Annotated in this window: 22 protein-coding genes; 15 read left to right on the forward strand and 7 right to left on the reverse strand. The window is 64.5% G+C overall.

Features of this window, described 5'->3' with window-relative positions:
* The first annotated feature begins 174 nt into the window (after positions 1–174).
* Genes rpoZ through OH705_RS00660 form a run of 4 tightly spaced genes read left to right on the forward strand, consistent with a single transcriptional unit; the run spans position 175 to position 3,791 of the window.
* The gene (rpoZ, locus tag OH705_RS00645) at positions 175–438 is read left to right on the forward strand and encodes a DNA-directed RNA polymerase subunit omega (RefSeq protein WP_008091595.1); all 264 of its coding nucleotides are present in this window, start codon (positions 175–177) and stop codon (positions 436–438) included.
* Between the two features lie 59 nt (positions 439–497).
* Entirely contained in the window at positions 498–2,606 is a 2,109-nt protein-coding gene (gene spoT, locus OH705_RS00650; RefSeq protein ID WP_038707062.1) for a bifunctional GTP diphosphokinase/guanosine-3',5'-bis pyrophosphate 3'-pyrophosphohydrolase, read from the forward strand.
* 23 nt (positions 2,607–2,629) lie between these two features.
* Complete coding sequence (locus tag OH705_RS00655) at positions 2,630–3,010, forward strand: RidA family protein (protein ID WP_028689951.1); 381 nt, start codon at positions 2,630–2,632, stop codon at positions 3,008–3,010.
* Positions 3,011–3,065: 55 nt separating this feature from the next.
* A complete protein-coding gene (locus OH705_RS00660) occupies positions 3,066–3,791 on the forward strand; it encodes a hypothetical protein (protein ID WP_104444692.1) in 726 nt (241 codons plus the stop codon).
* Between the two features lie 46 nt (positions 3,792–3,837).
* Here the strand turns inward: OH705_RS00660 and OH705_RS00665 are convergent, their stop codons facing one another.
* Positions 3,838–4,695 carry an SDR family oxidoreductase gene (locus OH705_RS00665; RefSeq protein ID WP_038707063.1) on the reverse strand — a complete coding sequence of 286 codons (858 nt, stop codon included), beginning with the start codon at positions 4,693–4,695 and terminating at the stop codon, positions 3,838–3,840.
* A gap of 191 nt (positions 4,696–4,886) precedes the next feature.
* Between OH705_RS00665 and exbB the strand changes: the two genes are divergently transcribed.
* The 6 genes from exbB to OH705_RS00695 all read left to right on the forward strand — a co-directional run bounded on the left by exbB (position 4,887) and on the right by OH705_RS00695 (position 11,628).
* Entirely contained in the window at positions 4,887–5,873 is a 987-nt protein-coding gene (gene exbB, locus OH705_RS00670) for a tonB-system energizer ExbB (protein WP_023632732.1), read from the forward strand.
* 3 nt (positions 5,874–5,876) lie between these two features.
* On the forward strand, positions 5,877–6,305 hold the full coding sequence (gene exbD, locus OH705_RS00675; protein ID WP_023632733.1) for a TonB system transport protein ExbD: 429 nt from the start codon (positions 5,877–5,879) through the stop codon (positions 6,303–6,305).
* On the forward strand, positions 6,302–7,036 hold the full coding sequence (locus tag OH705_RS00680; protein WP_023632734.1) for an energy transducer TonB: 735 nt from the start codon (positions 6,302–6,304) through the stop codon (positions 7,034–7,036). The genes exbD and OH705_RS00680 overlap by 4 nt, the downstream gene beginning before the upstream one ends.
* A 94-nt stretch (positions 7,037–7,130) precedes the next feature.
* Positions 7,131–8,057: a hydrogen peroxide-inducible genes activator gene (locus OH705_RS00685; RefSeq protein ID WP_038707064.1), complete on the forward strand. Its 927-nt coding sequence runs from the start codon at positions 7,131–7,133 to the stop codon at positions 8,055–8,057.
* Between the two features lie 4 nt (positions 8,058–8,061).
* Positions 8,062–10,140, forward strand: coding sequence for an ATP-dependent DNA helicase RecG (gene recG, locus OH705_RS00690; protein ID WP_267300579.1), 2,079 nt, complete (start codon positions 8,062–8,064; stop codon positions 10,138–10,140).
* Positions 10,141–10,218: 78 nt separating this feature from the next.
* Positions 10,219–11,628: an aminoacyl-tRNA deacylase and HDOD domain-containing protein gene (locus OH705_RS00695; RefSeq protein ID WP_094010896.1), complete on the forward strand. Its 1,410-nt coding sequence runs from the start codon at positions 10,219–10,221 to the stop codon at positions 11,626–11,628.
* Positions 11,629–11,716: 88 nt separating this feature from the next.
* Here the strand turns inward: OH705_RS00695 and OH705_RS00700 are convergent, their stop codons facing one another.
* From OH705_RS00700 to OH705_RS00715, 4 genes are all read right to left on the reverse strand, one after another.
* A complete protein-coding gene (locus OH705_RS00700) occupies positions 11,717–12,091 on the reverse strand; it encodes a hypothetical protein (RefSeq protein ID WP_023631265.1) in 375 nt (124 codons plus the stop codon).
* A gap of 133 nt (positions 12,092–12,224) precedes the next feature.
* The gene (locus OH705_RS00705; protein WP_023631266.1) at positions 12,225–12,521 is read right to left on the reverse strand and encodes an HU family DNA-binding protein; all 297 of its coding nucleotides are present in this window, start codon (positions 12,519–12,521) and stop codon (positions 12,225–12,227) included.
* Between the two features lie 188 nt (positions 12,522–12,709).
* A complete protein-coding gene (locus tag OH705_RS00710) occupies positions 12,710–13,858 on the reverse strand; it encodes an NAD(P)/FAD-dependent oxidoreductase (protein WP_038707066.1) in 1,149 nt (382 codons plus the stop codon).
* Positions 13,859–13,891: 33 nt separating this feature from the next.
* A complete protein-coding gene (locus OH705_RS00715; RefSeq protein ID WP_023532601.1) occupies positions 13,892–14,059 on the reverse strand; it encodes a rubredoxin in 168 nt (55 codons plus the stop codon).
* 193 nt (positions 14,060–14,252) lie between these two features.
* On the opposite strand from OH705_RS00715, the gene OH705_RS00720 reads away from it, so the two are divergent.
* Positions 14,253–14,810 (forward strand): chorismate--pyruvate lyase family protein, encoded by a 558-nt coding sequence (locus OH705_RS00720; RefSeq protein ID WP_031315457.1) that lies wholly within the window; start codon positions 14,253–14,255, stop codon positions 14,808–14,810.
* Positions 14,810–15,700: a 4-hydroxybenzoate octaprenyltransferase gene (ubiA, locus tag OH705_RS00725; RefSeq protein WP_038707067.1), complete on the forward strand. Its 891-nt coding sequence runs from the start codon at positions 14,810–14,812 to the stop codon at positions 15,698–15,700. The genes OH705_RS00720 and ubiA overlap by 1 nt, the downstream gene beginning before the upstream one ends.
* A 54-nt stretch (positions 15,701–15,754) precedes the next feature.
* On the opposite strand, the gene OH705_RS00730 is transcribed toward ubiA, so the two are convergent.
* A complete protein-coding gene (locus tag OH705_RS00730; RefSeq protein WP_023631403.1) occupies positions 15,755–16,126 on the reverse strand; it encodes a hypothetical protein in 372 nt (123 codons plus the stop codon).
* Positions 16,127–16,288: 162 nt separating this feature from the next.
* On the opposite strand from OH705_RS00730, the gene phoB reads away from it, so the two are divergent.
* The 3 genes from phoB (at position 16,289) to OH705_RS00745 (ending at position 19,845) form a co-directional block, all read left to right on the forward strand.
* A complete protein-coding gene (phoB, locus tag OH705_RS00735) occupies positions 16,289–16,978 on the forward strand; it encodes a phosphate regulon transcriptional regulator PhoB (protein ID WP_003253341.1) in 690 nt (229 codons plus the stop codon).
* Between the two features lie 72 nt (positions 16,979–17,050).
* Entirely contained in the window at positions 17,051–18,322 is a 1,272-nt protein-coding gene (phoR, locus tag OH705_RS00740; RefSeq protein WP_267300732.1) for a phosphate regulon sensor histidine kinase PhoR, read from the forward strand.
* 182 nt (positions 18,323–18,504) lie between these two features.
* Complete coding sequence (locus OH705_RS00745) at positions 18,505–19,845, forward strand: hemolysin family protein (RefSeq protein WP_023630539.1); 1,341 nt, start codon at positions 18,505–18,507, stop codon at positions 19,843–19,845.
* Positions 19,846–19,895: 50 nt separating this feature from the next.
* Here the strand turns inward: OH705_RS00745 and OH705_RS00750 are convergent, their stop codons facing one another.
* Positions 19,896–20,795, reverse strand: a complete 900-nt coding sequence (locus tag OH705_RS00750; protein WP_267300582.1) for a peptidoglycan DD-metalloendopeptidase family protein — start codon at positions 20,793–20,795, stop codon at positions 19,896–19,898.
* Between the last annotated feature and the right edge of the window lie 89 nt (positions 20,796–20,884).

Here is a 20,884-nt window from a genome sequence, read left to right on the forward strand (position 1 = left end):
ACGTTGCCCGACTCGGGAACACATGCATGGGAGCGGGCTTGCCCCGCGATACAGGCGACACAGGTACACCCGACAAAACAGCCCTTCCCTATTGGCTGGTGATTTTTTAAACTATCTAGTCCGCCTGCCCATTCTGGGCTGCACGCCTAACCGCATTTGCTACTGAGGAAGACCATGGCCCGCGTAACTGTTGAAGACTGCCTGGAACACGTGGATAACCGCTTTGAGCTGGTCATGCTCTCGACCAAGCGCGCCCGCCAGCTGGCTACCGGCGGCAAAGAGCCCCGCGTTGCGTGGGAAAACGACAAGCCGACCGTCGTCGCCCTGCGTGAAATCGCCGAAGGCATCGTCACGCCAGAGTTCATCGCCGCCGAAGAGATCGTCACCGAGGATCCGGTATTCGCCGCGTTCGAGGACGAGAACAACGAGGCCGTCTAATTGATGCCCAGTCGACACCGTGCGGCGCAAGGCCCTCTTCTACTGCAAGAGGTGAAACCATGCCGGGTATAGAAGCCCTCGCCGAACGGCTGTCGACCTATCTGGGCCCCGAACAGGTCAATCTGGTTCGCCGGGCCTACTTCTACGCCGAGCAGGCCCACGATGGCCAGCGCCGCCGCAGCGGCGAGCCCTACGTGACCCATCCGCTGGCAGTGGCCAGCATCCTTGCCGACATGCACATGGACCATCAGAGCCTGATGGCGGCCATGCTGCACGATGTGATCGAAGACACCGGCATCGCCAAGGAAGCCTTGAGCCAGCAATTCGGCGAGACCGTCGCCGAGCTGGTCGACGGGGTCAGCAAGCTGACCCAGATGAACTTCGAGACCAAGGCCGAGGCGCAGGCCGAGAACTTCCAGAAGATGGCCATGGCCATGGCCCGCGATATCCGCGTGATCCTGGTCAAGCTGGCCGACCGCCTGCACAACATGCGCACCCTGGAAGTGCTCTCCGGCGAAAAACGCCGGCGCATCGCCAAGGAAACCCTCGAGATCTACGCCCCCATCGCCAATCGTCTGGGCATGCACACCGTGCGCGTGGAGTTCGAGGACCTCGGCTTCAAGGCCATGCACCCGATGCGTTCGTCGCTGATCCACCGGGCAGTGAAGGCCGCGCGCGGCAACCGCAAGGAGATCGTCGCCAAGATCGAGACCTCGCTGGCCAACTGCCTGGCCGCCGACGGCATCGAAGGCGAGGTCAGTGGCCGACAGAAACACCTCTATGGCATCTACAAGAAGATGCGCGGCAAGCGCCGCGCCTTCACCGAGATCATGGACGTGTACGCCTTCCGCATCATCGTCGACAAGGTCGACACCTGCTACCGCGTGCTCGGTGCCGTGCACAACCTGTACAAGCCTCTGCCGGGCCGCTTCAAGGATTACATCGCGATCCCCAAGGCCAACGGCTACCAGTCGTTGCACACCACGCTGTTCGGCATGCACGGCGTGCCCATCGAAATCCAGATCCGCACCCGCGAAATGGAAGAGATGGCCAACAACGGCATCGCCGCGCACTGGCTGTACAAGTCCAACGAGGAAGAGCAGCCAAAAGGCAGTCATGCCCGCGCCCGCCAATGGGTCAAGGGCATCCTCGAGCTGCAGCAGCGCGCCGGCAACTCGCTGGAATTCATCGAGAGCGTGAAGATCGACCTGTTCCCGGACGAGGTCTACGTCTTCACCCCGAAAGGCCGGATCATGGAGCTGCCCAAGGGCTCCACCGCCGTCGACTTCGCCTACGCGGTACACACCGACGTCGGCAACAGCTGCATCGCCTGCCGCATCAACCGCCGCCTGGCACCGCTGTCCGAGCCACTGCAGAGCGGCTCCACCGTCGAGATCGTCAGCGCACCGGGGGCCCGGCCGAACCCGGCTTGGCTCAACTTCGTGGTCACCGGCAAGGCGCGCACGCATATCCGCCACGCCCTCAAGCAGCAGCGCCGCTCCGAGTCCATCAGCCTTGGCGAGCGCTTGCTGAACAAAGTGCTGACCGGCTTCGACAGCAGCCTTGAGAAGATCCCGCAGGAGCGCGTCCAGGCGATCCTCACCGAGTACCGCCTGGAGCTGGTCGAAGACCTGCTCGAAGACATCGGCCTGGGCAACCGCATGGCCTACGTGGTCGCCCGCCGCCTGCTGTCCGCCGAAGGCGAACAGCTGCCGGCCCCGGAAGGCCCGCTGGCGATCCGCGGCACCGAGGGCCTGGTGCTCAGCTACGCCAAGTGCTGCACGCCGATCCCGGGCGACCCGATCGTCGGCCACCTGTCGGCCGGCAAGGGCATGGTCGTGCACCTGGAAGACTGCCGCAACATCAGTGAAGTCCGACATAACCCGGAGAAGTGCCTGCAGCTCTCCTGGGCCAAGGACATCACCGGCGAGTTCAACGTCGAGCTGCGCGTCGAGCTGGAGCACCAGCGCGGCCTGATCGCCCTGCTGGCCAGCAGCGTCAACGCCGCCGACGGCAACATCGAGAAGATCAGCATGGACGAACGCGACGGCCGTATCAGCGTGGTCCAACTGGTGGTCAGCGTGCACGACCGCGTGCACCTGGCCCGTGTGATCAAGAAGCTGCGCACCTTGACCGGCGTGGTCCGCATCACCCGGATGCGTGCGTAGTCCGCCAACCGCAAGGAGTCATCATGAGCAAGACCGTCATCACCAGCGACAAGGCACCAGCCGCCATCGGCACTTACTCGCAAGCGATCAAGGCCGGCAACACCGTGTACATGTCGGGGCAGATCCCGCTCGACCCGAAAACCATGGAACTGGTCGAGGGCTTCGAAGCCCAGACCGTCCAGGTGTTCGAGAACCTGAAGTCGGTGGCCGAAGCCGCTGGCGGTTCGTTCAAGGACATCGTCAAGCTGAACATCTTCCTCACCGACCTGAGCCACTTCGCCAAGGTCAACGAGATCATGGGCCGCTACTTCGAGCAGCCCTACCCGGCCCGCGCCGCCATCGGCGTGGCTGCCCTGCCCAAGGGCGCCCAGGTCGAGATGGACGCCATCCTGGTTCTCGAGTAATACCCCGGTGACGGGTCAAGGCCCGTCACCCCCCTCCTGCCTCAAGGTTTTCACCATGCGCCACGCATTGCCTCTCACGCTGGCAGCCCTGCTCCTGGGCGGCTGCGCCAGCCACAAGCCTGAAGATTTCAACGGCACCTGGATCAACCAGGCCGCCATCGACGCCGCCAGCAAAGGCACCAGCCTGCGCCAGGCCCTGGACGCGAAGGGTCCGGTGTTCGAGTGGAAGATCGACGTCAAGAACCAGCAGGCCAGCTTCAGCAATGGCTTCGAGGCCGCCGACGGGCGCCTGAGCGCCAACGAGAAGGACTGGCAGGTCAACTTCGAAGGCGACCTGACCGAACAACTCAAGCTCAATGGCGACGAACTGGTGACTATCGACCCCTCCGGCCATCAGCAGACGTTCGTGCGCAGCAAGGCGCCAGAAGGCGCTGCGCTGGGCGGCAGTTTCGAGAAGGCGCTGTACCAGCAATACCTGGGCGGTGACTGGAAGATCGTCGAGGGCCAGGGCAAGGGCGGGTTAGTACGCTTCAGCGATACCGGCAATGTCACCGGCCTGCCCGGCCCGGACCGCTTTGCCCTGTGCCTGGCGGGTGACTGCGCGACCATGGGCGATGGCAACGACAGCCTGTGGCTGGAGCGCAACCAGCGTGGCGCGCCGTGGATCTTCAAGCGCGACGGCGACACCCTGGAGATCTTCCAGGCGGTGAACCGCGCCCAGCCGGACGAAATGCCGCAACTGACTGCCGGCGCCCGGCAGTGGGTGCTGGAAAAGGATTAGCCATCATCGCGGCGGCCCGACTGGCCCCGCGATAGAGCCAGATCTCTCAACCACGCCCTTGCAGAATGGCCGCATAGCCTTCTTTATAGCTCGGATACTGCGGCGCCCAGCCCAGTGCCCGAGCCCGCGCATTGCTGCAGCGCTTGCTGCCGGTACGCCGCACCCGCTGCTCGTCCGACCACTCGGTGACCCCCAGGTACTCGCGCAGCCAGCCCACCACCTCGGCCAGCGGCGCCGGATCGTCATCGACACCGATGTAGCAATCGTCCAACGCCACACCCCGGGCATCGGCCTGCAGCAGGTGCGCCAGCAAACCAGCGGCATCCTCGGCGTGAATGCGGTTGCCGTACAACGGCGGCTCCTCGGCCACTCGGTAGCCTCGACGTACCTGGCTCAGCAGCCACTCACGTCCAGGCCCATAGATCCCGGTCAGGCGCACGATGCTCGCGGGAATGCCACTGCCCAACGCCAGGCGCTCCGCTTCGAGCATCACCTTGCCCGAATACCCCTCGGGTGCGGTGGCTGCGCTCTCGTCGATCCACTCACCATCCTGTTGTGCATAGACACTGCTGCTGGAGACGAACAGCAGGCGACGCGGCCGCTGACCCTTGGTTTTCAACCAATCGAGCACATGGCGCAAACCATCGACATAGGCGGCCTGGTAGCCCGCTTCGTCATGCTGGCTGGCCGCCACGCAGTACACCAGGTAGTCCGGCGCGCGTGCAGGCCACGCTTCCGGCAGGCGCGGGTTCGACAGGTCAGCGGCAACGGGCCGCACCCCTTCGGGCAGGTCCCGCACCGACCGGCGCAGGCCATCGACCTGCCACCCATGGGCGAGCAACTGTCGGGCCAGACGGCCTCCCACATCGCCGCAGCCGACGATCAACGCTCTCAGGTCCGACATCATGAAACTCCAAATCCAAAGGTTCACGCTAACCGGATTTAGCGATCGGCGGCTAGACAAAGGTTAAAAAAAGCGCTCTCCATTCTTTTGTTAACAAGAATTACTTGCAATAATGGCGGCCCTGTCTGTTCTCGGCCTGCTTCGAGGCCTTGAAGAACTCAACCCATTTCTCTTCATCAGGTCCGGCCAGCATGACACGTACTCAATCTTCCGCTTCGCCAACCCCGTCGCGCGCCTGGCGCGCCATTGCCGCGCTGATGTTCAGCCTGGTACTGGCCCCCGTGGCCATGGCCGATGAGCCCGCCGCCACTGCCGCCGCACCGGCAGCCGCCAGCGCCACGGCCGCGCCTGCCGCCGAAGGCCAGGCACCGGTAGCTGCGCCAACCGACGCGCCTGCCGACACCAACGCCCCAGTGGATGGCCAGGCACCGGCAGACGAGAACGTGCAGGCGATGGTCGAAGACACCTCGCTGGGCATGGCCCACGACCTGTCCCCATGGGGCATGTACAAGAACGCCGACGTGGTGGTGAAGGCCGTGATGATCGGCCTGGCCATCGCCTCGATCATCACCTGGACCATCTGGATCGCCAAAGGCTTCGAGCTGATGGGCGCCAAGCGCCGCCTGCGTGGCGAGATCGCTGCCCTGAAACGCTCGGTGAGCCTGAAAGAGGCCAGCGAGGTGTCTAACAAGGAAGGCACCCTGGCCCACACCCTGGTGCATGACGCCCTCGAAGAGATGCGCCTGTCGGCCAACGCTCGCGAGAAGGAAGGCATCAAGGAACGCGTCAGCTTCCGCCTGGAGCGCCTGGTGGCCGCCAGCGGTCGCACCATGAGCAGCGGCACCGGCGTGCTGGCCACCATCGGCTCCACCGCCCCGTTCGTCGGTCTGTTCGGTACCGTGTGGGGCATCATGAACAGCTTCATCGGCATCGCCAAGACCCAGACCACCAACCTCGCCGTGGTCGCCCCTGGCATCGCCGAGGCCTTGCTGGCCACCGCCCTGGGCCTGGTTGCCGCAATTCCGGCCGTGGTCATCTACAACGTCTTCGCCCGCTCTATCGCCGGCTACAAGGCACAGGTGTCCGATGCCTCCGCCCAGGTACTGCTGCTGGTCAGCCGTGATCTGGACCACCAGGGTGGCGAACGCGTCGCCCCGCACATGGTGAAAGTGGGGTAAACCATGGGCCTGCATCTCAACGAAGGTGGCGACGACCTCGCCGAGAACCACGAAATCAACGTCACGCCGTTCATCGACGTGATGCTGGTGCTGCTGATCATCTTCATGGTCGCGGCGCCCTTGGCCACGGTCGACATCAAGGTCGACCTGCCCGCCTCGACCGCCAAGCCGGCGCCGAGGCCCGAGAAGCCGGTGTTCGTCAGCGTCAAGGCCGACAAGAAGCTCTACCTCGGCGACGACGAGGTGGCCCAGCGCGACCAGCTTGGCGCCATGCTCGACGCCAAGACCAAGGGCGACAAGGAAACCACCATCTTCTTCCAGGCTGACAAGGGCGTCGACTACGGCGACCTGATGGAAGTGATGAACACCATGCGTGCCGCCGGTTACCTCAAGGTCGGCCTGGTCGGACTCGAGACGGCAGCCAAGAAATGACGAAAACGCGCTCAAACCTGGCGCGCTACGGTGGCAGCCTGGCGATCGTGCTGGGTGTGCACGCGGTCGCCGTGCTGCTGACGCTCAACTGGTCGGTGCCCCAGGCCCTCGAGTTGCCGCCGGCAGCGATGATGGTCGAGCTGGCCCCACTGCCAGAGCCCGCGCCACCGCCTCCGCCCAAGGCCGCCCCGAAACCGCCGACGCCGATCGAGGAACCACCGCTGCCCAAGCTGGCAGAGGCGCCGAAGCCGAAGATCGCCATCCCCAAGCCGCCCAAGCCCAAGGCCAAGCCACAGCCGCCCAAGCCTGAGAAAAAACTGGAGCCGCCAAAGGACGAACCGCCGGCCAAGGACGATGTGGCGGATACACCGCCCAGCAACACGCCACCGCAGAAGTCGGCGGCGCCGCAGCCAAGCATCGCGTCCAACAGCAATGCCCTGCCGAGCTGGCAGAGTGATCTGTTGCGCCACCTGGCCAAGTACAAGAAGTACCCCGAGGACGCTCGCCGCCGTGGGTTGCAGGGCATCAACCGCCTGCGCTTCGTGGTCGACGCCGAAGGCAAGGTAGTGTCGTACACGCTGGCCGGTGGTTCGGGTAGCGCGGCGCTGGACCGGGCCACGCTGGAGATGATCCGCCGTGCCGGCACGGTACCCAAGCCTCCGGCGGAGCTGCTGAACAATGGCACGATCGAAGTGGTTGCGCCGTTCGTCTACTCGCTGGACCGACGCTGACGTTTTTGTTTCTGTCACAAAACGGCAAGTCTGATAACGTGCGTCTATCGATTGCAGCCGCTATGCTGGGGCCGCAACTTCATGGACGCACGTTATGACCCTCACCGAACTTCGCTACATCGTCACCCTCGCGCAAGAGCAGCACTTTGGCCACGCGGCCGAGCGTTGCCACGTCAGCCAACCGACCCTTTCGGTGGGCGTGAAGAAGCTCGAGGACGAACTCGGCGTGCTGATCTTCGAGCGCAGCAAGAGCGCGGTGCGCCTCACGCCGGTCGGGGAGAGCATCGTCGCCCAGGCGCAGAAGGTGCTGGAACAGGCCCAGGGCATCCGCGAACTGGCCCAAGCCGGCAAGAACCAGCTGACAGCACCGCTCAAGGTCGGGGCCATCTATACCGTCGGCCCCTATCTCTTCCCGCATCTGATCCCGCAACTGCACCGCGTGGCGCCGCAGATGCCGCTGTACATCGAAGAGAACTTCACCCATGTACTGCGCGAGAAGCTGCGCAATGGCGAACTGGACGCGGTGATCATCGCCCTGCCGTTCAACGAGGCCGACGTGCTGACCCTGCCGCTGTACGACGAACCGTTCTGCGCGCTGATGCCGGCCGACCACCCCTGGACCGCCAAGGACACCATCGACACCGCCATGCTCAACGACAAGAGCCTGCTGCTGTTGGGCGAGGGTCACTGTTTCCGCGATCAGGTGCTTGAAGCCTGCCCGACCCTGAACAAGGGCAGCGAAGCCTCCAAGCACACCACGGTCGAATCCAGCTCGCTGGAAACCATCCGCCACATGGTCGCTTCTGGCCTGGGCGTGTCGATCCTGCCGCTATCGGCAGTGCACAGCCATCATTACGCGCCGGGCGTCATCGAAGTTCGCCCGCTGACCGCGCCCGCGCCGTTCCGCACCGTGGCCATCGCCTGGCGCGCCAGCTTCCCGCGGCCGAAGGCCATCGAGATCCTCGCCGACTCGATCCGCCTCTGCTCGGTGGCCAAGCCAACCGTGGACCAACCGGCCTGAGCCCATGACCGAGCTGTCGAACGTCCCGGTCACCACGCTCAAGGGTGTTGGTGAAGCCATGGCAGAGAAACTCGCCAAGGTCGGTCTGGAGAACCTGCAGGATCTGCTGTTCCACCTGCCGTTGCGCTACCAGGACCGCACCCGCGTGGTACCTATCGGCCAACTGCGGCCGGGCCAGGACGCGGTGATCGAAGGCGTGGTCAGCGGAGCTGACGTGACCATGGGCAAGCGCCGCAGCCTGGTGGTGCGCCTAGGTGACGGCAGCGGCACGCTGAGCCTGCGCTTCTACCATTTCAGCAATGCGCAAAAGGAGGGCCTCAAGCGTGGCACACATCTGCGTTGCTATGGTGAAGCGCGTCCCGGCGCCTCGGGGCTGGAAATCTACCACCCGGAATACCGGGCGCTGAACGGTGATGAGGCACCACCGCCGGTCGAACAGACGCTGACGCCGATTTACCCGACCACCGAAGGCCTCACCCAGCAACGCCTGCGCCTGTTGTGCCAGCAGAGCCTTGGCATGCTCGGCCCGCGCAGCCTGCCCGACTGGCTGCCTGAGCAACTGGCCCGCGACTACAAGCTGGCGCCATTGAGCGATGCCATTCGCTACCTGCACAACCCGCCGGCCGATGCCGATCTGGACGAGCTTGCCGAGGGCCATCACTGGGCGCAGCACCGCCTGGCCTTCGAGGAACTGCTGACCCATCAGCTCTCCCAGCAGCGCCTGCGGGAAAGCCAGCGCAGCCTGCGTGCGCCGGTGCTGCCCAAGGCCTCCCGCCTGCCGGCCCAGTACCTGGCCAACCTCGGCTTCAACCCGACCGGTGCCCAGCAGCGCGTCGGCAACGAAATCGCCTACGACCTCAGCCAACCCGAACCAATGATGCGCCTGGTACAGGGTGACGTGGGGGCCGGCAAGACCGTGGTCGCCGCGCTAGCGGCGCTGCAGGCCCTGGAGGCCGGATACCAGGTGGCGCTGATGGCCCCCACCGAGATTCTCGCCGAGCAGCATTTCATCACCTTCAAACGCTGGCTGGAGCCGTTGGGTATCGAAGTCGCCTGGCTGGCCGGCAAGCTGAAGGGCAAGGCCCGCGCCAGCGCCTTGGAACAGATCGCCAATGGCGCGCCGATGGTGGTCGGTACCCATGCGCTGTTCCAGGACGAGGTGCAATTCAAGCACCTGGCCCTGGCGATCATCGACGAACAACACCGCTTCGGCGTGCAGCAGCGCCTGGCCCTGCGCAAGAAAGGCGTCATGGGCCAGCTATGCCCGCACCAGTTGATCATGACCGCCACCCCGATCCCACGCACCCTGGCCATGAGCGCCTACGCCGACCTGGACACCTCGGTCCTCGACGAATTGCCGCCCGGTCGTACACCGGTGAATACCGTGCTGGTCGCCGACAGCCGTCGTTTCGAGGTGGTCGAGCGGGTTCGCGCCGCCTGTGCCGAAGGCCGCCAGGCCTACTGGGTGTGCACCCTGATCGAAGAATCCGAGGAGCTGACCTGCCAGGCCGCCGAAAGCACCTTCGAAGAGCTGGGCAGCGCCCTGGGCGAGCTGCGCGTTGGGCTGATCCACGGACGCATGAAGCCTGCGGAAAAAGCGGCGGTGATGGCTGAGTTCAAGGCCGGCGAGCTGCAACTGCTGGTCGCTACCACAGTGATCGAGGTCGGCGTCGACGTGCCCAATGCCAGCCTGATGATCATCGAGAACCCCGAGCGCCTGGGCCTGGCCCAACTGCACCAGTTGCGCGGCCGAGTCGGTAGGGGCAGCGCGGTGAGCCACTGCGTGCTGCTCTATCATCCACCGCTGTCGCAGATCGGTCGAGAGCGGCTGGGCATCATGCGGGAAACCAACGACGGATTCGTCATCGCTGAGAAGGACCTGGAGTTGCGCGGCCCCGGCGAGATGCTCGGGACTCGCCAGACCGGCCTCCTACAGTTCAAGGTCGCCGACCTGATGCGCGACGCCGACTTGTTGCCGGCCGTACGTGACGCTGCCCAGGCCCTGTTGGCGCACTGGCCGGGCCACGTCAGCCCGCTACTCGACCGCTGGTTGCGCCACGGCCAACAATATGGCCAGGTGTGACGCCCGTCCCATTATGGATCCAGCTTGGCGGCCAGGCTGGTTATACTTCGCGTTTACAGAAATGATTGGATACAGGCCATGACTGAAGTTGCCCTGGATACCGCAACCCTACACGCACCGTCTGTCATCCGGCTGTTGCTCGACAAGCTCGGCGTCAGCTTCCGCGAGGTGCCCGAGCACCCGGGGCTGCCGGCCAACTCGCGCGTACAGGCCGTGCTGCTCGATGACGAGATCGGTGCCTTGATGGTGCTGTTCCCGCAAAGCCAGTTGCTGGACCTCAAGCGCCTCGAGGAACTGACCGGACGCAAGCTCAAGGCCGTGCCGCTGGAGCGCTTGAAGCAGATGCTCGACAAGCATCACCTCAAGACCCTGCCCGCCATTCCCGCGCTGACCAGCTCGCCGTGCCAGTACGAAAAGAGCCTGCTCGACAACGAAACCCTGCTGATCCAGTCCGGTGAAGCCGGGCTGCTCCTGGAAATCGGCCGGACGGCTTTCAAGAAGATGCTGGTCAAGGCCAGTGCCAGCACCTTCGGCCAGCCGATCAGCGATATTCGCCTCAGTTTCGATCAGTTGGACGGTCCTCCCAAGGAAGTCATTCGCGCAGTCCAGGCCTTCACCGCCCGGCGCATCCAGCAGCGCCTGGAGCAGACCATCGAGATTCCGCCGCTGGCCGACACCGCGCAGAAGATCATCAAGCTGCGTGTCGACCCCAATGCCAGCATCGATGACATCACCGGCGTGGTCGAAACCGACCCGGCCTTGGCTGCGCAAGTCGTCAGCTGGGCGGCATCGCCCTACTACGCGTCACCCGGCAAGATCCGCTCGGTGGAAGACGCCATCGTGCGGGTACTGGGCTTCGACCTGGTGATCAACCTGGCCTTGGGCCTGGCCCTGGGCAAGACCCTGAGCCTGCCCAAGGACCACCCGCAACAGGCCACGCCGTACTGGCAGCAGTCGATCTATACCGCTGCCGTGATCGAGGGCCTGACCCGTGCCATGCCGCGCGCCGAACGCCCGGAAGCAGGCCTGACCTACCTGGCCGGGCTGCTGCACAACTTCGGCTACCTGCTGCTGGCCCACGTCTTCCCCCCGCATTTCTCGCTGATCTGCCGTCATCTGGAGGTCAACCCACACCTGTGCCACAGCTATGTGGAGCAGCACTTGCTGGGGATCAGCCGTGAACAGATCGGTGCCTGGCTGATGAAGCTATGGGACATGCCCGATGAACTGTCCACAGCCCTGCGCTTCCAGCACGATCCGGCGTACGACGGCGATTATGCGGCGTTCCCCAACCTGGTGTGCCTGGCGACGCGCCTGCTGCGCGCCCGGGGGATTGGCTCGGGGCCGAAGGACGAGATCCCGGATGCCCTGCTCGAGCGCCTGGGGCTGACCCGGGACAAGGCGGAAGAGGTGGTGAACAAGGTGCTGGAGGCCGAGGCATTGCTACGCGAGCTGGCGTCGCAGTTCCACCCGCCGCATTCGCATTAAGGCCGCCCCGTAGGAGCGGCTTCAGCCGCGATCACCCGCGAAGCGGGTGCCAGAAACCGCGGTGCTTGCATCGCGGCTAAAGCCGTTCCTACACTTTCTTCTTCGGTTTCAGGTACTTCATCAAGCCCTGGAACCAGATCACCAGCGCCGGATTGCCCTTGATCTGGATGTTCTTCTCCTGAATCCCCTGCATGAACGCCAACTGCTTGTTACCGGCCTGCAGCGTGGCAAAGCCGTACGCGGCATCCTTGAAGGCAATGGCGAACGCCGGCTGCGGGTGCAGGCCGCCCTTGCTGCTGATGCGCAGGTCCTTGACGATGAAGTGCCGGGCAACCTTGCCGTCGAGCGTCTGCATCTGGAAGACCAGGTCCTTGTCCTGCAGCTGCTGCTGGAACGCCGGGTTGTTGCGGCTGGCCTTGGCCATCAGCAAGCCCATGGCCCAGAGAAGAAAACGAAACTTCATCAACGCGCCTCGAGTGAAAAATGACTGAGTCGCGCAGTTTATCCGTTTATCGCCCTGTTTATGCAAGTTCGCCGCATTTGCTTACCAGAAACACAACGGGCGCCTTAAGGCGCCCGTCTCGATGGCTTGTCGATCACTTTTTCTTGGCAGGCTTGGCCGGTGCGTTGACGCTGTCACGCAGGCCCTTGCCCGGTTTGAAGGCGACAGTGTTGCTGGCCTTGATCTTAACCGGCTCGCCGGTCTGCGGGTTCTTGCCGGTGCGAGCGCCGCGGTGGCGTTTTTCGAAGGTGCCGAAGCCGACCAGGGTGACGGTGTCCTTGTCGAGTGCGCCGGTGATGCTGTCGAGAATCGCGTTCAGGACAATATTGGCCTTTTCCTTGGTCAGGTCGGCCTTTTCGGCGATGACGGCGGCGAGTTCTGGTTTACGCATAGTGAAGCCTCTTTGACGGGATTTCTTGTTGTTATGCCGTGCTGCCGAAGGAAGCAGCGTTCAAGGCACCGCAGGCTCTAGGCTGCGGTAGACGCCAGTGAGGATGGCACGCCGACCGGGGCCGCGCCAGTATCTGGGCGGCCATTGTCGTGGCAAGAACAGGATAATTACGACAGAACGCCCGCCATTTACGCCATCAAGGGTGGCAACTGGCGATTCAACGCCAGTTTCTCCATGACCGCGCCGCCGGTCAGGGCGTAGCCCAGCAGTTGGCCATCGGAGCCATGGCAGAGCACTTTCAGGTCGCCACCGCTGCCTTCCACCACCCAAGTGCCCTCGTAGCCTGCCGGCACCGGGGACACCACCAGCGGGCAGGCCGGCGTCTTCACGGTGACCGGCATCGGGCCATAGGCCACTGCGGTCGGGTTGCCGGCCAAGGTCTGGGCCAGGGCGCGGGCGCAGGTCATCAAGGGCATGACGTAAAGCAGGTTGATACCATCGACCTCGGCGCAGTCGCCCAGGGCGAAGATGTTGGCGTGAGAGGTGCGCAGCTGGCGATCCACCACCACCCCGCGGTTGACCTGCAGGCCCGCTGCCGCCGCCAGGTCGGTGCGCGGCCGCAGGCCGATCGCAGACACCACCAGGTCGCAAGGGATGACGCTGCCGTCGGACAAGTGCGCCTCCACAGCCTCCCCAAAACGTTGCAGGCGGGTCAGCACCGGGCCGAGATGGAAACGCACGCCCAACCCTTCAAGGCCTGCCTGCACGGCAGCGGCCGCCGCCGGGTGCAGCAAGGTCGGCATGACCTGTTCGCACGGCGCCACGACCTCGCACTGCAGGCCGCCCAAGGTGAGGTCGTTGGCGAATTCGCAGCCGATCAGGCCGGCGCCGAGGATCAGCACCCGTTGCTTGCCTGCGGCGGCGACACGAAATCGTGCGTAGTCCTCAAGGTCGTTGATCGGGAAGACCAGCTCGCCCGCATCGCCTTCCACGGGCACCTGCACAGTCTGCGCACCCCAGGCCAGTACCAGGTCGCGGTATTCCACCGCTTCCTCGCCGATCCACAGGCGCTTGTGGCCGGGGTCGATACCGCTGATGCGGGTATGGGTGCGGATCTCGGCCTTGAGCTGCTCGGCCATGGCGCCCGGTTCGGCCATGCACAGGCCGTCGGCGTCCTTCTGCTTGGCAAAGCCGGTGGACAGCATCGGCTTGGAATAGGAGCGACCGTCGTCGGCGGTGATCAGCAGCAGCGGCGTGTCGCCGTCCAGCTTGCGAAACTCTCGCGCCAGGTTGTAACCGGCAAGGCCGGTACCAATGATCACCACGGGGGACGTCATGTCGTGCGTTCCTTGTTCAAGCCAGGGTTGCGATCAGCCAATGGCGATCATTTCGAAGTCACTCTTGCCTACGCCACAATCAGGGCACAGCCAGTCTTCCGGCACGTCTTCCCAGCGGGTGCCGGGGGCGATGCCGTCGTCCGGCCAACCATCGGCTTCGTCGTAGATCAAGCCACAGACAATACATTGCCACTTCTTCATCGGATGCTGTTCCTCGGTCAGGCTCATTGGTGCGTTGCAACTGGTGGCCGGGTCGTGGGGCACGCCCGCGCCTGCAAGTGACCACCGTGCAATCTCTGGTCGGCTTTTGTACTGGGCCTGCTGGCAGTATGCAAGCCAGGACGGCAATCATGCTAAGCTCGCCGCCTCTCTGGCCTGTATCAAGCATACCGACGTGCCGTACGAAACCCCGCAAGCAGCCGCTGTCGCGTGGCTGGCGTATCCGCAACTGGCGCCCCTGCCCGACCAGCCGACCCTGGACTGGTTGTTCGACGAAGGCTCCCTGACCCGTCGCCTGACCGGTCTTTCCCATGACCACTTCAGCGTCACCCCTTTGTTCGAGGGCTGGCAGCCACTACGTGACGATGAATGCGCCGCGTTGGGCCTGCGGCCTGGCGCGCAGGGCTGGGTGCGCGAGGTCTACCTGCGCGGCCATGGCCAGCCGTGGGTATTCGCCCGCAGCGTCGCCAGCCGCACAGCGCTGGAGCGCGGGGGGCTCGACCTGGAGACCCTGGGCAGCCGCTCGCTGGGCGAGCTACTGTTCTGCGACCAGGCGTTCGTCCGCCACCCTATCGAAGTGTGCAGTTATCCACAGGACTGGCTGCCCGTAGAGGTCACCAGCTCCGGGCTGTGGGGAAGGCGCTCGCGCTTCGAACGCGCCGGCCTCGACCTGCTGGTGGCCGAGGTGTTCCTGCCCGCCCTGTGGCACGCGGCCACGGAGGAAAACCGCTGATGTACATGCAACTGCTCAAGTCTCTCAACCGCCTGCACCCGCGCGCCTGGGACTTTGTCCAGCTGAGCCGCATGGACCGCCCCATCGGCATCTACCTGCTGCTGTGGCCGACGCTGTCGGCGGTGTGGATTGCCGGCAACGGCTCGCCGACCCTGGCCAACGTTCTGATCTTCGGCCTCGGCGTGGTGCTGATGCGTGCCGCCGGCTGCTGCATCAACGATTTCGCCGACCGCAAGGTGGACGGCCACGTCAAGCGCACCGCCGACCGGCCACTGGCCAGCGGCCGGGTGAAGCCCCGCGAAGCGCTGGTGCTGTTCGCCCTGCTGGTGGGAGTGAGCTTCCTGCTGGTGCTGTGCACCAACGCCACCACGGTTTGGCTGTCGTTCGGCGCGGTCGCCCTGGCCTTCTGCTACCCGTTCATGAAGCGCTACACCTACTACCCGCAGGTGGTGCTGGGCGCGGCGTATTCCTGGGGTATCCCGATGGCTTTCACCGCCGCGGGTGGCGAGCTGCCGGCCAGCGCCTGGCTGCTGTACATCGCCAACCTGCTGTGGACGGTGGGGTATGACACCTACTACGCCATGGTCGACCGTGACGACGACCTGAAGATCGGCGTGAAATCCACCGCCATCCTCTTCGGCGAGGCCGACCGGGTGATCATCCTGAGCCTGCAGCTGCTGTCGCTGGGCTGCCTGCTCCTGGCGGGCAACCGCTTCGAGCTGGGCGGCTGGTTCCACCTGGGGCTGCTGGCGGCGGCGATATGCTTCGCCTGGGAGTTCTGGTCGACGCGCAAGCTGGACCGCGAGTCGTGCTTCAAGGCGTTCCTGCACAACCACTGGGCGGGGTTGTTGATCTTCATTGGTGTGGTGCTGGACTACGCGCTGCGCTGACATTGCGCAGGCCAATGGTGGGAGCGGCGGTGCGGCGCTCCCACGCCAGGTGCATCAAGGCTTGGCGACGTGCCAGACATCCTTCATGCCATCACCGGTGGTATCCCCGGCCTTCTTGTCCTTGACGAAGGTGTACAGCGGCTTGCCGTCATAGGCCCACTGCATCGAGCCATCGTCGCGGGTGACGTGAGTCCACTTGTCCTTCGGCGCCTCGTCGTCCTTCTTCACCATCAACGGCGGCCAGTTCTTGGCGCACTCGCCATTGCACATGGACTTGCCACCAGCGTCCTTGTCAAAGGTGTACAGCGTCATGCCATCGTGGTCGACCCACATGCCATCCTTCTCCATGGCGTGATGAGCCGACGCCACCCCCGGCACTGCCAGCGCAGCGCAAAGGGCCATCCAGCTCAGCGTATGTCGTGTCATTGGAATCACCATTGTTCAGGGGTGGATTGAATGTTCGCGGCCACTTTTAGCCTAGTCCAGTCACGCAATGTCGCCAGAACCGCCCACGCCCTGTCACACAGCTGCAATAATTCCGTTATCTAATGCGGGCCAAGACATCGTTCCTGGGAGAGGTAATTGAGCATGGTTGGCAGAAACATTCTGATCGTCGACGACGAAGCGCCTATCCGCGAGATGATCGCCGTTGCATTGGAAATGGCCGGCTATGACTGCCTCGAGGCCGAGAACTCGCAACAGGCCCACGCCATCATCGTCGACCGCAAGCCGGACCTGATCCTGCTCGACTGGATGCTGCCGGGCACCTCCGGCATCGAACTGGCCCGCCGCCTCAAGCGCGACGAGCTGACCGGCGACATCCCGATCATCATGCTCACCGCCAAGGGTGAAGAGGACAACAAGATCCAGGGCCTGGAAGTCGGCGCCGACGACTACATCACCAAGCCGTTCTCGCCCCGTGAACTGGTGGCGCGCCTCAAGGCCGTGCTGCGCCGCACCGGCCCAAGCGACAGCGAAGCGCCGATCGAAGTCGGCGGCCTGCTGCTAGACCCGATCAGCCACCGCGTGACCATCGACGGCAAGCCGGCCGAGATGGGCCCCACCGAGTACCGCCTGCTGCAGTTCTTCATGACTCACCAGGAGCGCGCCTACACCCGCGGCCAGTTGCTCGACCAGGTCTGGGGCGGCAACGTCTATGTCGAGGAGCGCACCGTCGACGTGCACATCCGCCGCCTGCGCAAGGCACTGGGTGAAGCCTACGAAAATCTGGTACAAACCGTCCGCGGCACTGGCTATCGCTTCTCGACCAAAAGCTGATCGAAGCCCAAGCGCCCGCTGTACAAGGACTGTCAATTGAACCAGAACTGGCACGCGACCCTGATTCGCCACATGCTCCTGCTGATCACCGTCTGCCTGATCGGCGGGCTGGTCAGCGGGTACTATGGCTGGAGCCTGGCCATCGGCCTGGCCTTCTACCTGGGCTGGACACTGAAGCAGTTGCTGCGCCTGCACGACTGGCTGCGCAATCATCAACCCGATGAGGCGCCACCCGATGGCTACGGCCTGTGGGGCGAAGTGTTCGACAGCATCTATCACCTGCAGCGCCGCGACCAGCGCGTGCGGGGCCGCCTGCAGGCAGTGATCGACCGGGTCCAGGAGTCCACCGCCGCGCTGCGCGATGCGGTGATCATGCTCGATAGCGACGGCAACCTGGAGTGGTGGAACCGCGCCGCCGAGACCCTGCTGGGCTTCAAGACCCCGCAGGACGGCGGCCAGCCGGTGACCAACCTGGTGCGCCACCCGCGCTTCAAGGAGTACTTCGAGTCGGAGAACTACGCCGAACCGCTGGAGATCCCGTCGCCGATCAACGACCGCCTGCGTGTGCAACTGCACCTTACCCGCTACGGCAACAACGAACATCTGATGCTGGTGCGCGACGTGACCCGCATCCACCAGCTGGAACAGATGCGCAAGGACTTCGTCGCCAACGTCTCCCACGAGCTGCGCACGCCGCTGACGGTGATCACCGGCTACCTGGAGACGCTGCTGGACAACGTCGAGGACGTGAACCCGCGCTGGAGCCGTGCCTTGCAGCAGATGAGCGCGCAAGGCTCACGCATGCAGACCCTGCTCAACGACCTGCTGCTGTTGGCCAAGCTCGAAGCCACCGACTATCCCTCGGACAACCAGCCGGTGCTGGTTGACACCCTGCTCACCGCCATCAAGAACGACGCCAAGGCCCTGTCCGGCCCGCGCAACCAGCGGATCAGCCTGGAGGCAATGCCTGGCATACGCCTCAAGGGCAGCGAGTCGGAGCTGCGCAGCGCGTTCTCCAACCTGGTGTTCAACGCGGTCAAGTACACCCAGGATGAGGGCAATATCCGCATTCGCTGGTGGGCCGACGACCAGGGCGCGCACCTCAGCGTGCAGGACTCGGGGGTCGGTATCGAGGCCAAGCACCTGCCACGCCTGACCGAACGCTTCTACCGCGTCGACTCCAGCCGCGCCTCCAACACCGGCGGCACCGGGCTGGGCCTGGCGATCGTCAAGCACGTGCTGATGCGCCATCGCGCACGCCTGGAAATCAGCAGCGTGCCGGGGCATGGCAGTACCTTTACCTGCCACTTTGCGCCGGCGCAGTTGGTCACGAATCAAGGATGACCCCGCGCGGGGCAAGCCCGCTCCCACGCTTGCCTCTGCTGGCATGGGAGCGGGCTTGCCCCGCGATGCGGTCAGCGTCCCCTTTGCTTTTGCGGCGCCAGCCGCTACATTGGATCCCCCGTGCCAGCCATCGCTGGCACTTTTTTTCTCCCTTTCAAAGACGGACCCCGTAAAACCCCATCATGGACCCTTCCCCTGGTATCAGCCTCACCTCGCTGTTCGCCGATTTCGGCATGATCCTTTTCGCCTTGTTCCTGGTGCTGCTCAACGGCTTCTTCGTGGCCGCCGAGTTCGCCATGGTCAAGCTGCGCTCCACCCGCGTCGAGTCCATCGCCGAGCTGCATGGCTGGCGTGGCAGCATCCTGCGCAAGGTGCACAACCAGCTCGACGCCTATCTCTCGGCGTGCCAACTGGGCATCACCCTCGCCTCCCTGGGCCTGGGCTGGGTCGGCGAGCCAGCGTTCGCCCACCTGCTCGAGCCGCTGCTGGCCTATGTCGGCGTGGACAGCCCGGAGCTGGTCAAGGCGATCTCGTTCTTCGTCGCCTTCTTCGTGATCTCCTACCTGCACATCGTTGTCGGCGAGCTGGCACCCAAGTCCTGGGCGATCCGTAAGCCAGAGCTGCTGTCGCTGTGGACCGCCGTGCCGCTGTACCTGTTCTACTGGGCGATGTATCCGGCGATCTACCTGCTCAACGCCAGCGCCAACACCATCCTGCGCATCGCCGGTCAAGGCGAGCCCGGGCCGCACCACGAACATCACTACAGCCGCGAGGAGCTCAAGCTGATCCTGCACTCCAGCCGTGGCCAGGACCCAAGCGACCAAGGTATGCGCGTGCTGGCCTCGGCCGTGGAGATGGGCGAGCTCGAGGTGGTCGACTGGGCCAACTCCCGCGAGGACATGGTCAGCATCGATGCCCATGCGCCGCTGAAGGAAATCCTCGCCCTGCTGCGCCGTCACAAGTTCAGCCGCTACCCGGTGTATGACGCCGAGCGCGAGGAATTCACCGGCCTGCTGCACATCAAGGACCTGCTGCTGGAGCTCGCAGAGCTCGACCACTTGCCGCAAACCATCGACCTTGCAGACCTCGCCCGCCCGCTGGAGCGGGTGTCCCGGCACATGCCACTGGCCCAGTTGCTGGAGCAGTTCCGCAAGGGCGGCGCGCACTTCGTGCTGGTCGAGGAAGCCGACGGCAAGGTGATCGGCTACCTGACCATGGAAGACGTGCTGGAAGTGCTGGTGGGCGATATCCAGGACGAGCACCGCAAGACCGAGCGCGGCATCCTCGCCTACCAGCCGGGCAAACTGCTGGTGCGCGGCGATACGCCGCTGTTCAAGGTCGAGCGTTTGCTGGGTATCGACCTGGACCACATCGAGGCTGAAACCCTCGCCGGGCTGATCTACGAGACCCTCAAGCGCGTCCCTGAGGAAGAGGAAGTGCTGGAGGTCGAAGGCCTGCGCATCATCATCAAGAAGATGAAAGGCCCGAAGATCGTGCTGGCCAAGGTGCTCAAGCTCGATTGACCCGAGAGCCCGCGCCTACATCCGTGGGTGCGGGCTTGCTCCGCAATGCGTCATGGATTCCCTGCGGTAAAGTCCGGCAAACCACCGATTGGCCGGTCGAACTGATACGGGATCGACTCAAGCGCCAGCCCCACATTGCGCTGCACCACGAAATGCAGGTGCGGCCCGCTGCTGTTGCCGGTGTTGCCCGATTTGGCCAATGGGTGCCCCTGTGCAACCCGCTGCCCCTCGCCCACCACCACCGAACCGCGCATCAGGTGCAGGTAAACGCCCATGGTGCCGTCCGGGTGCAGGATCCTGACGAAATTGCCCGCCGGATTGTTGCCCCGCCCGCTCTGGTTGTTCTCGATCTTCACCACCACCCCACCGCGTGCCGCGATGATCGGCGTGCCTTCGGGCATGGCGATATCCATGGCGTAGCGGCCCTTGGGCCCGAAGTGGCTGAAACGGCCGTTGGGGCCCTGGCTCAGGCGGAACGGCCCGCCCTTCCAGGGGAACGGATAACGGTAGCCCTGCGGGCGCTGGCCCGGGTCGCCCATGGCGTAGCGGAACTTGGTGTCGTACTTGAGGCGAGCCCCTTGGCGAGCCTGTACCACGCTGAGGATCAGGTTCGAGCGTGGCGGCACCAGGCGCCGGACGATGCGCGGGGCGTTACCGCCCTGGGCATTGGCCAGGCGCTCCACACGCAGTTCAACTTCCATCGGCACGAACAGCTCGTTGCGCGCGACAAAACGCACGCCACCGGCGAAATCCTCGGTCTTCAGCCGCACCTGGCCGTCCAGGCGCTCGACCATGGGTTCGCGGAACACGAAAACCTTGGCGCCAACGCTGGGTCGGTCGGAATAGGAAACCACGCCATAGGTATCAGTGGTCTTGTAGATGGTCATGCCCAGGCTCGACGCCGAGGCCGTGAGCAAGGCACAGAACAGCAGCAGTCGGGAGGGCGGCATGATGGTGGCTTTTTGACAGTGGTGTTCTGTCGAAGCCTAGCAGCCGGATTTGAGAGGGATATGACAGTTGGTCGGGATGCTGGAGGTGT

This window comes from Pseudomonas sp. BJa3, assembly GCF_026343815.1.
Classification (GTDB): Bacteria; Pseudomonadota; Gammaproteobacteria; order Pseudomonadales; family Pseudomonadaceae; genus Aquipseudomonas; species Aquipseudomonas soli.

Coding starts and splice junctions, on each gene's coding strand:
- phoR (WP_267300732.1), top strand. CDS start 17,051: ATGCTCCTGCTGATCACCGTCTGCCTGATCGGCGGGCTGGTCAGCGGG.
- exbB (WP_023632732.1), top strand. CDS start 4,887: ATGACACGTACTCAATCTTCCGCTTCGCCAACCCCGTCGCGCGCCTGG.
- phoB (WP_003253341.1), top strand. CDS start 16,289: ATGGTTGGCAGAAACATTCTGATCGTCGACGACGAAGCGCCTATCCGC.
- ubiA (WP_038707067.1), top strand. CDS start 14,810: ATGTACATGCAACTGCTCAAGTCTCTCAACCGCCTGCACCCGCGCGCC.
- OH705_RS00715 (WP_023532601.1), bottom strand. CDS start 14,059: ATGAAGAAGTGGCAATGTATTGTCTGTGGCTTGATCTACGACGAAGCC.
- OH705_RS00700 (WP_023631265.1), bottom strand. CDS start 12,091: ATGAAGTTTCGTTTTCTTCTCTGGGCCATGGGCTTGCTGATGGCCAAG.
- OH705_RS00710 (WP_038707066.1), bottom strand. CDS start 13,858: ATGACGTCCCCCGTGGTGATCATTGGTACCGGCCTTGCCGGTTACAAC.
- OH705_RS00705 (WP_023631266.1), bottom strand. CDS start 12,521: ATGCGTAAACCAGAACTCGCCGCCGTCATCGCCGAAAAGGCCGACCTG.
- recG (WP_267300579.1), top strand. CDS start 8,062: ATGACCGAGCTGTCGAACGTCCCGGTCACCACGCTCAAGGGTGTTGGT.
- spoT (WP_038707062.1), top strand. CDS start 498: ATGCCGGGTATAGAAGCCCTCGCCGAACGGCTGTCGACCTATCTGGGC.
- exbD (WP_023632733.1), top strand. CDS start 5,877: ATGGGCCTGCATCTCAACGAAGGTGGCGACGACCTCGCCGAGAACCAC.
- OH705_RS00750 (WP_267300582.1), bottom strand. CDS start 20,795: ATGCCGCCCTCCCGACTGCTGCTGTTCTGTGCCTTGCTCACGGCCTCG.
- OH705_RS00685 (WP_038707064.1), top strand. CDS start 7,131: ATGACCCTCACCGAACTTCGCTACATCGTCACCCTCGCGCAAGAGCAG.
- OH705_RS00660 (WP_104444692.1), top strand. CDS start 3,066: ATGCGCCACGCATTGCCTCTCACGCTGGCAGCCCTGCTCCTGGGCGGC.
- OH705_RS00745 (WP_023630539.1), top strand. CDS start 18,505: ATGGACCCTTCCCCTGGTATCAGCCTCACCTCGCTGTTCGCCGATTTC.
- OH705_RS00680 (WP_023632734.1), top strand. CDS start 6,302: ATGACGAAAACGCGCTCAAACCTGGCGCGCTACGGTGGCAGCCTGGCG.
- OH705_RS00730 (WP_023631403.1), bottom strand. CDS start 16,126: ATGACACGACATACGCTGAGCTGGATGGCCCTTTGCGCTGCGCTGGCA.
- OH705_RS00655 (WP_028689951.1), top strand. CDS start 2,630: ATGAGCAAGACCGTCATCACCAGCGACAAGGCACCAGCCGCCATCGGC.
- OH705_RS00695 (WP_094010896.1), top strand. CDS start 10,219: ATGACTGAAGTTGCCCTGGATACCGCAACCCTACACGCACCGTCTGTC.
- rpoZ (WP_008091595.1), top strand. CDS start 175: ATGGCCCGCGTAACTGTTGAAGACTGCCTGGAACACGTGGATAACCGC.
- OH705_RS00665 (WP_038707063.1), bottom strand. CDS start 4,695: ATGTCGGACCTGAGAGCGTTGATCGTCGGCTGCGGCGATGTGGGAGGC.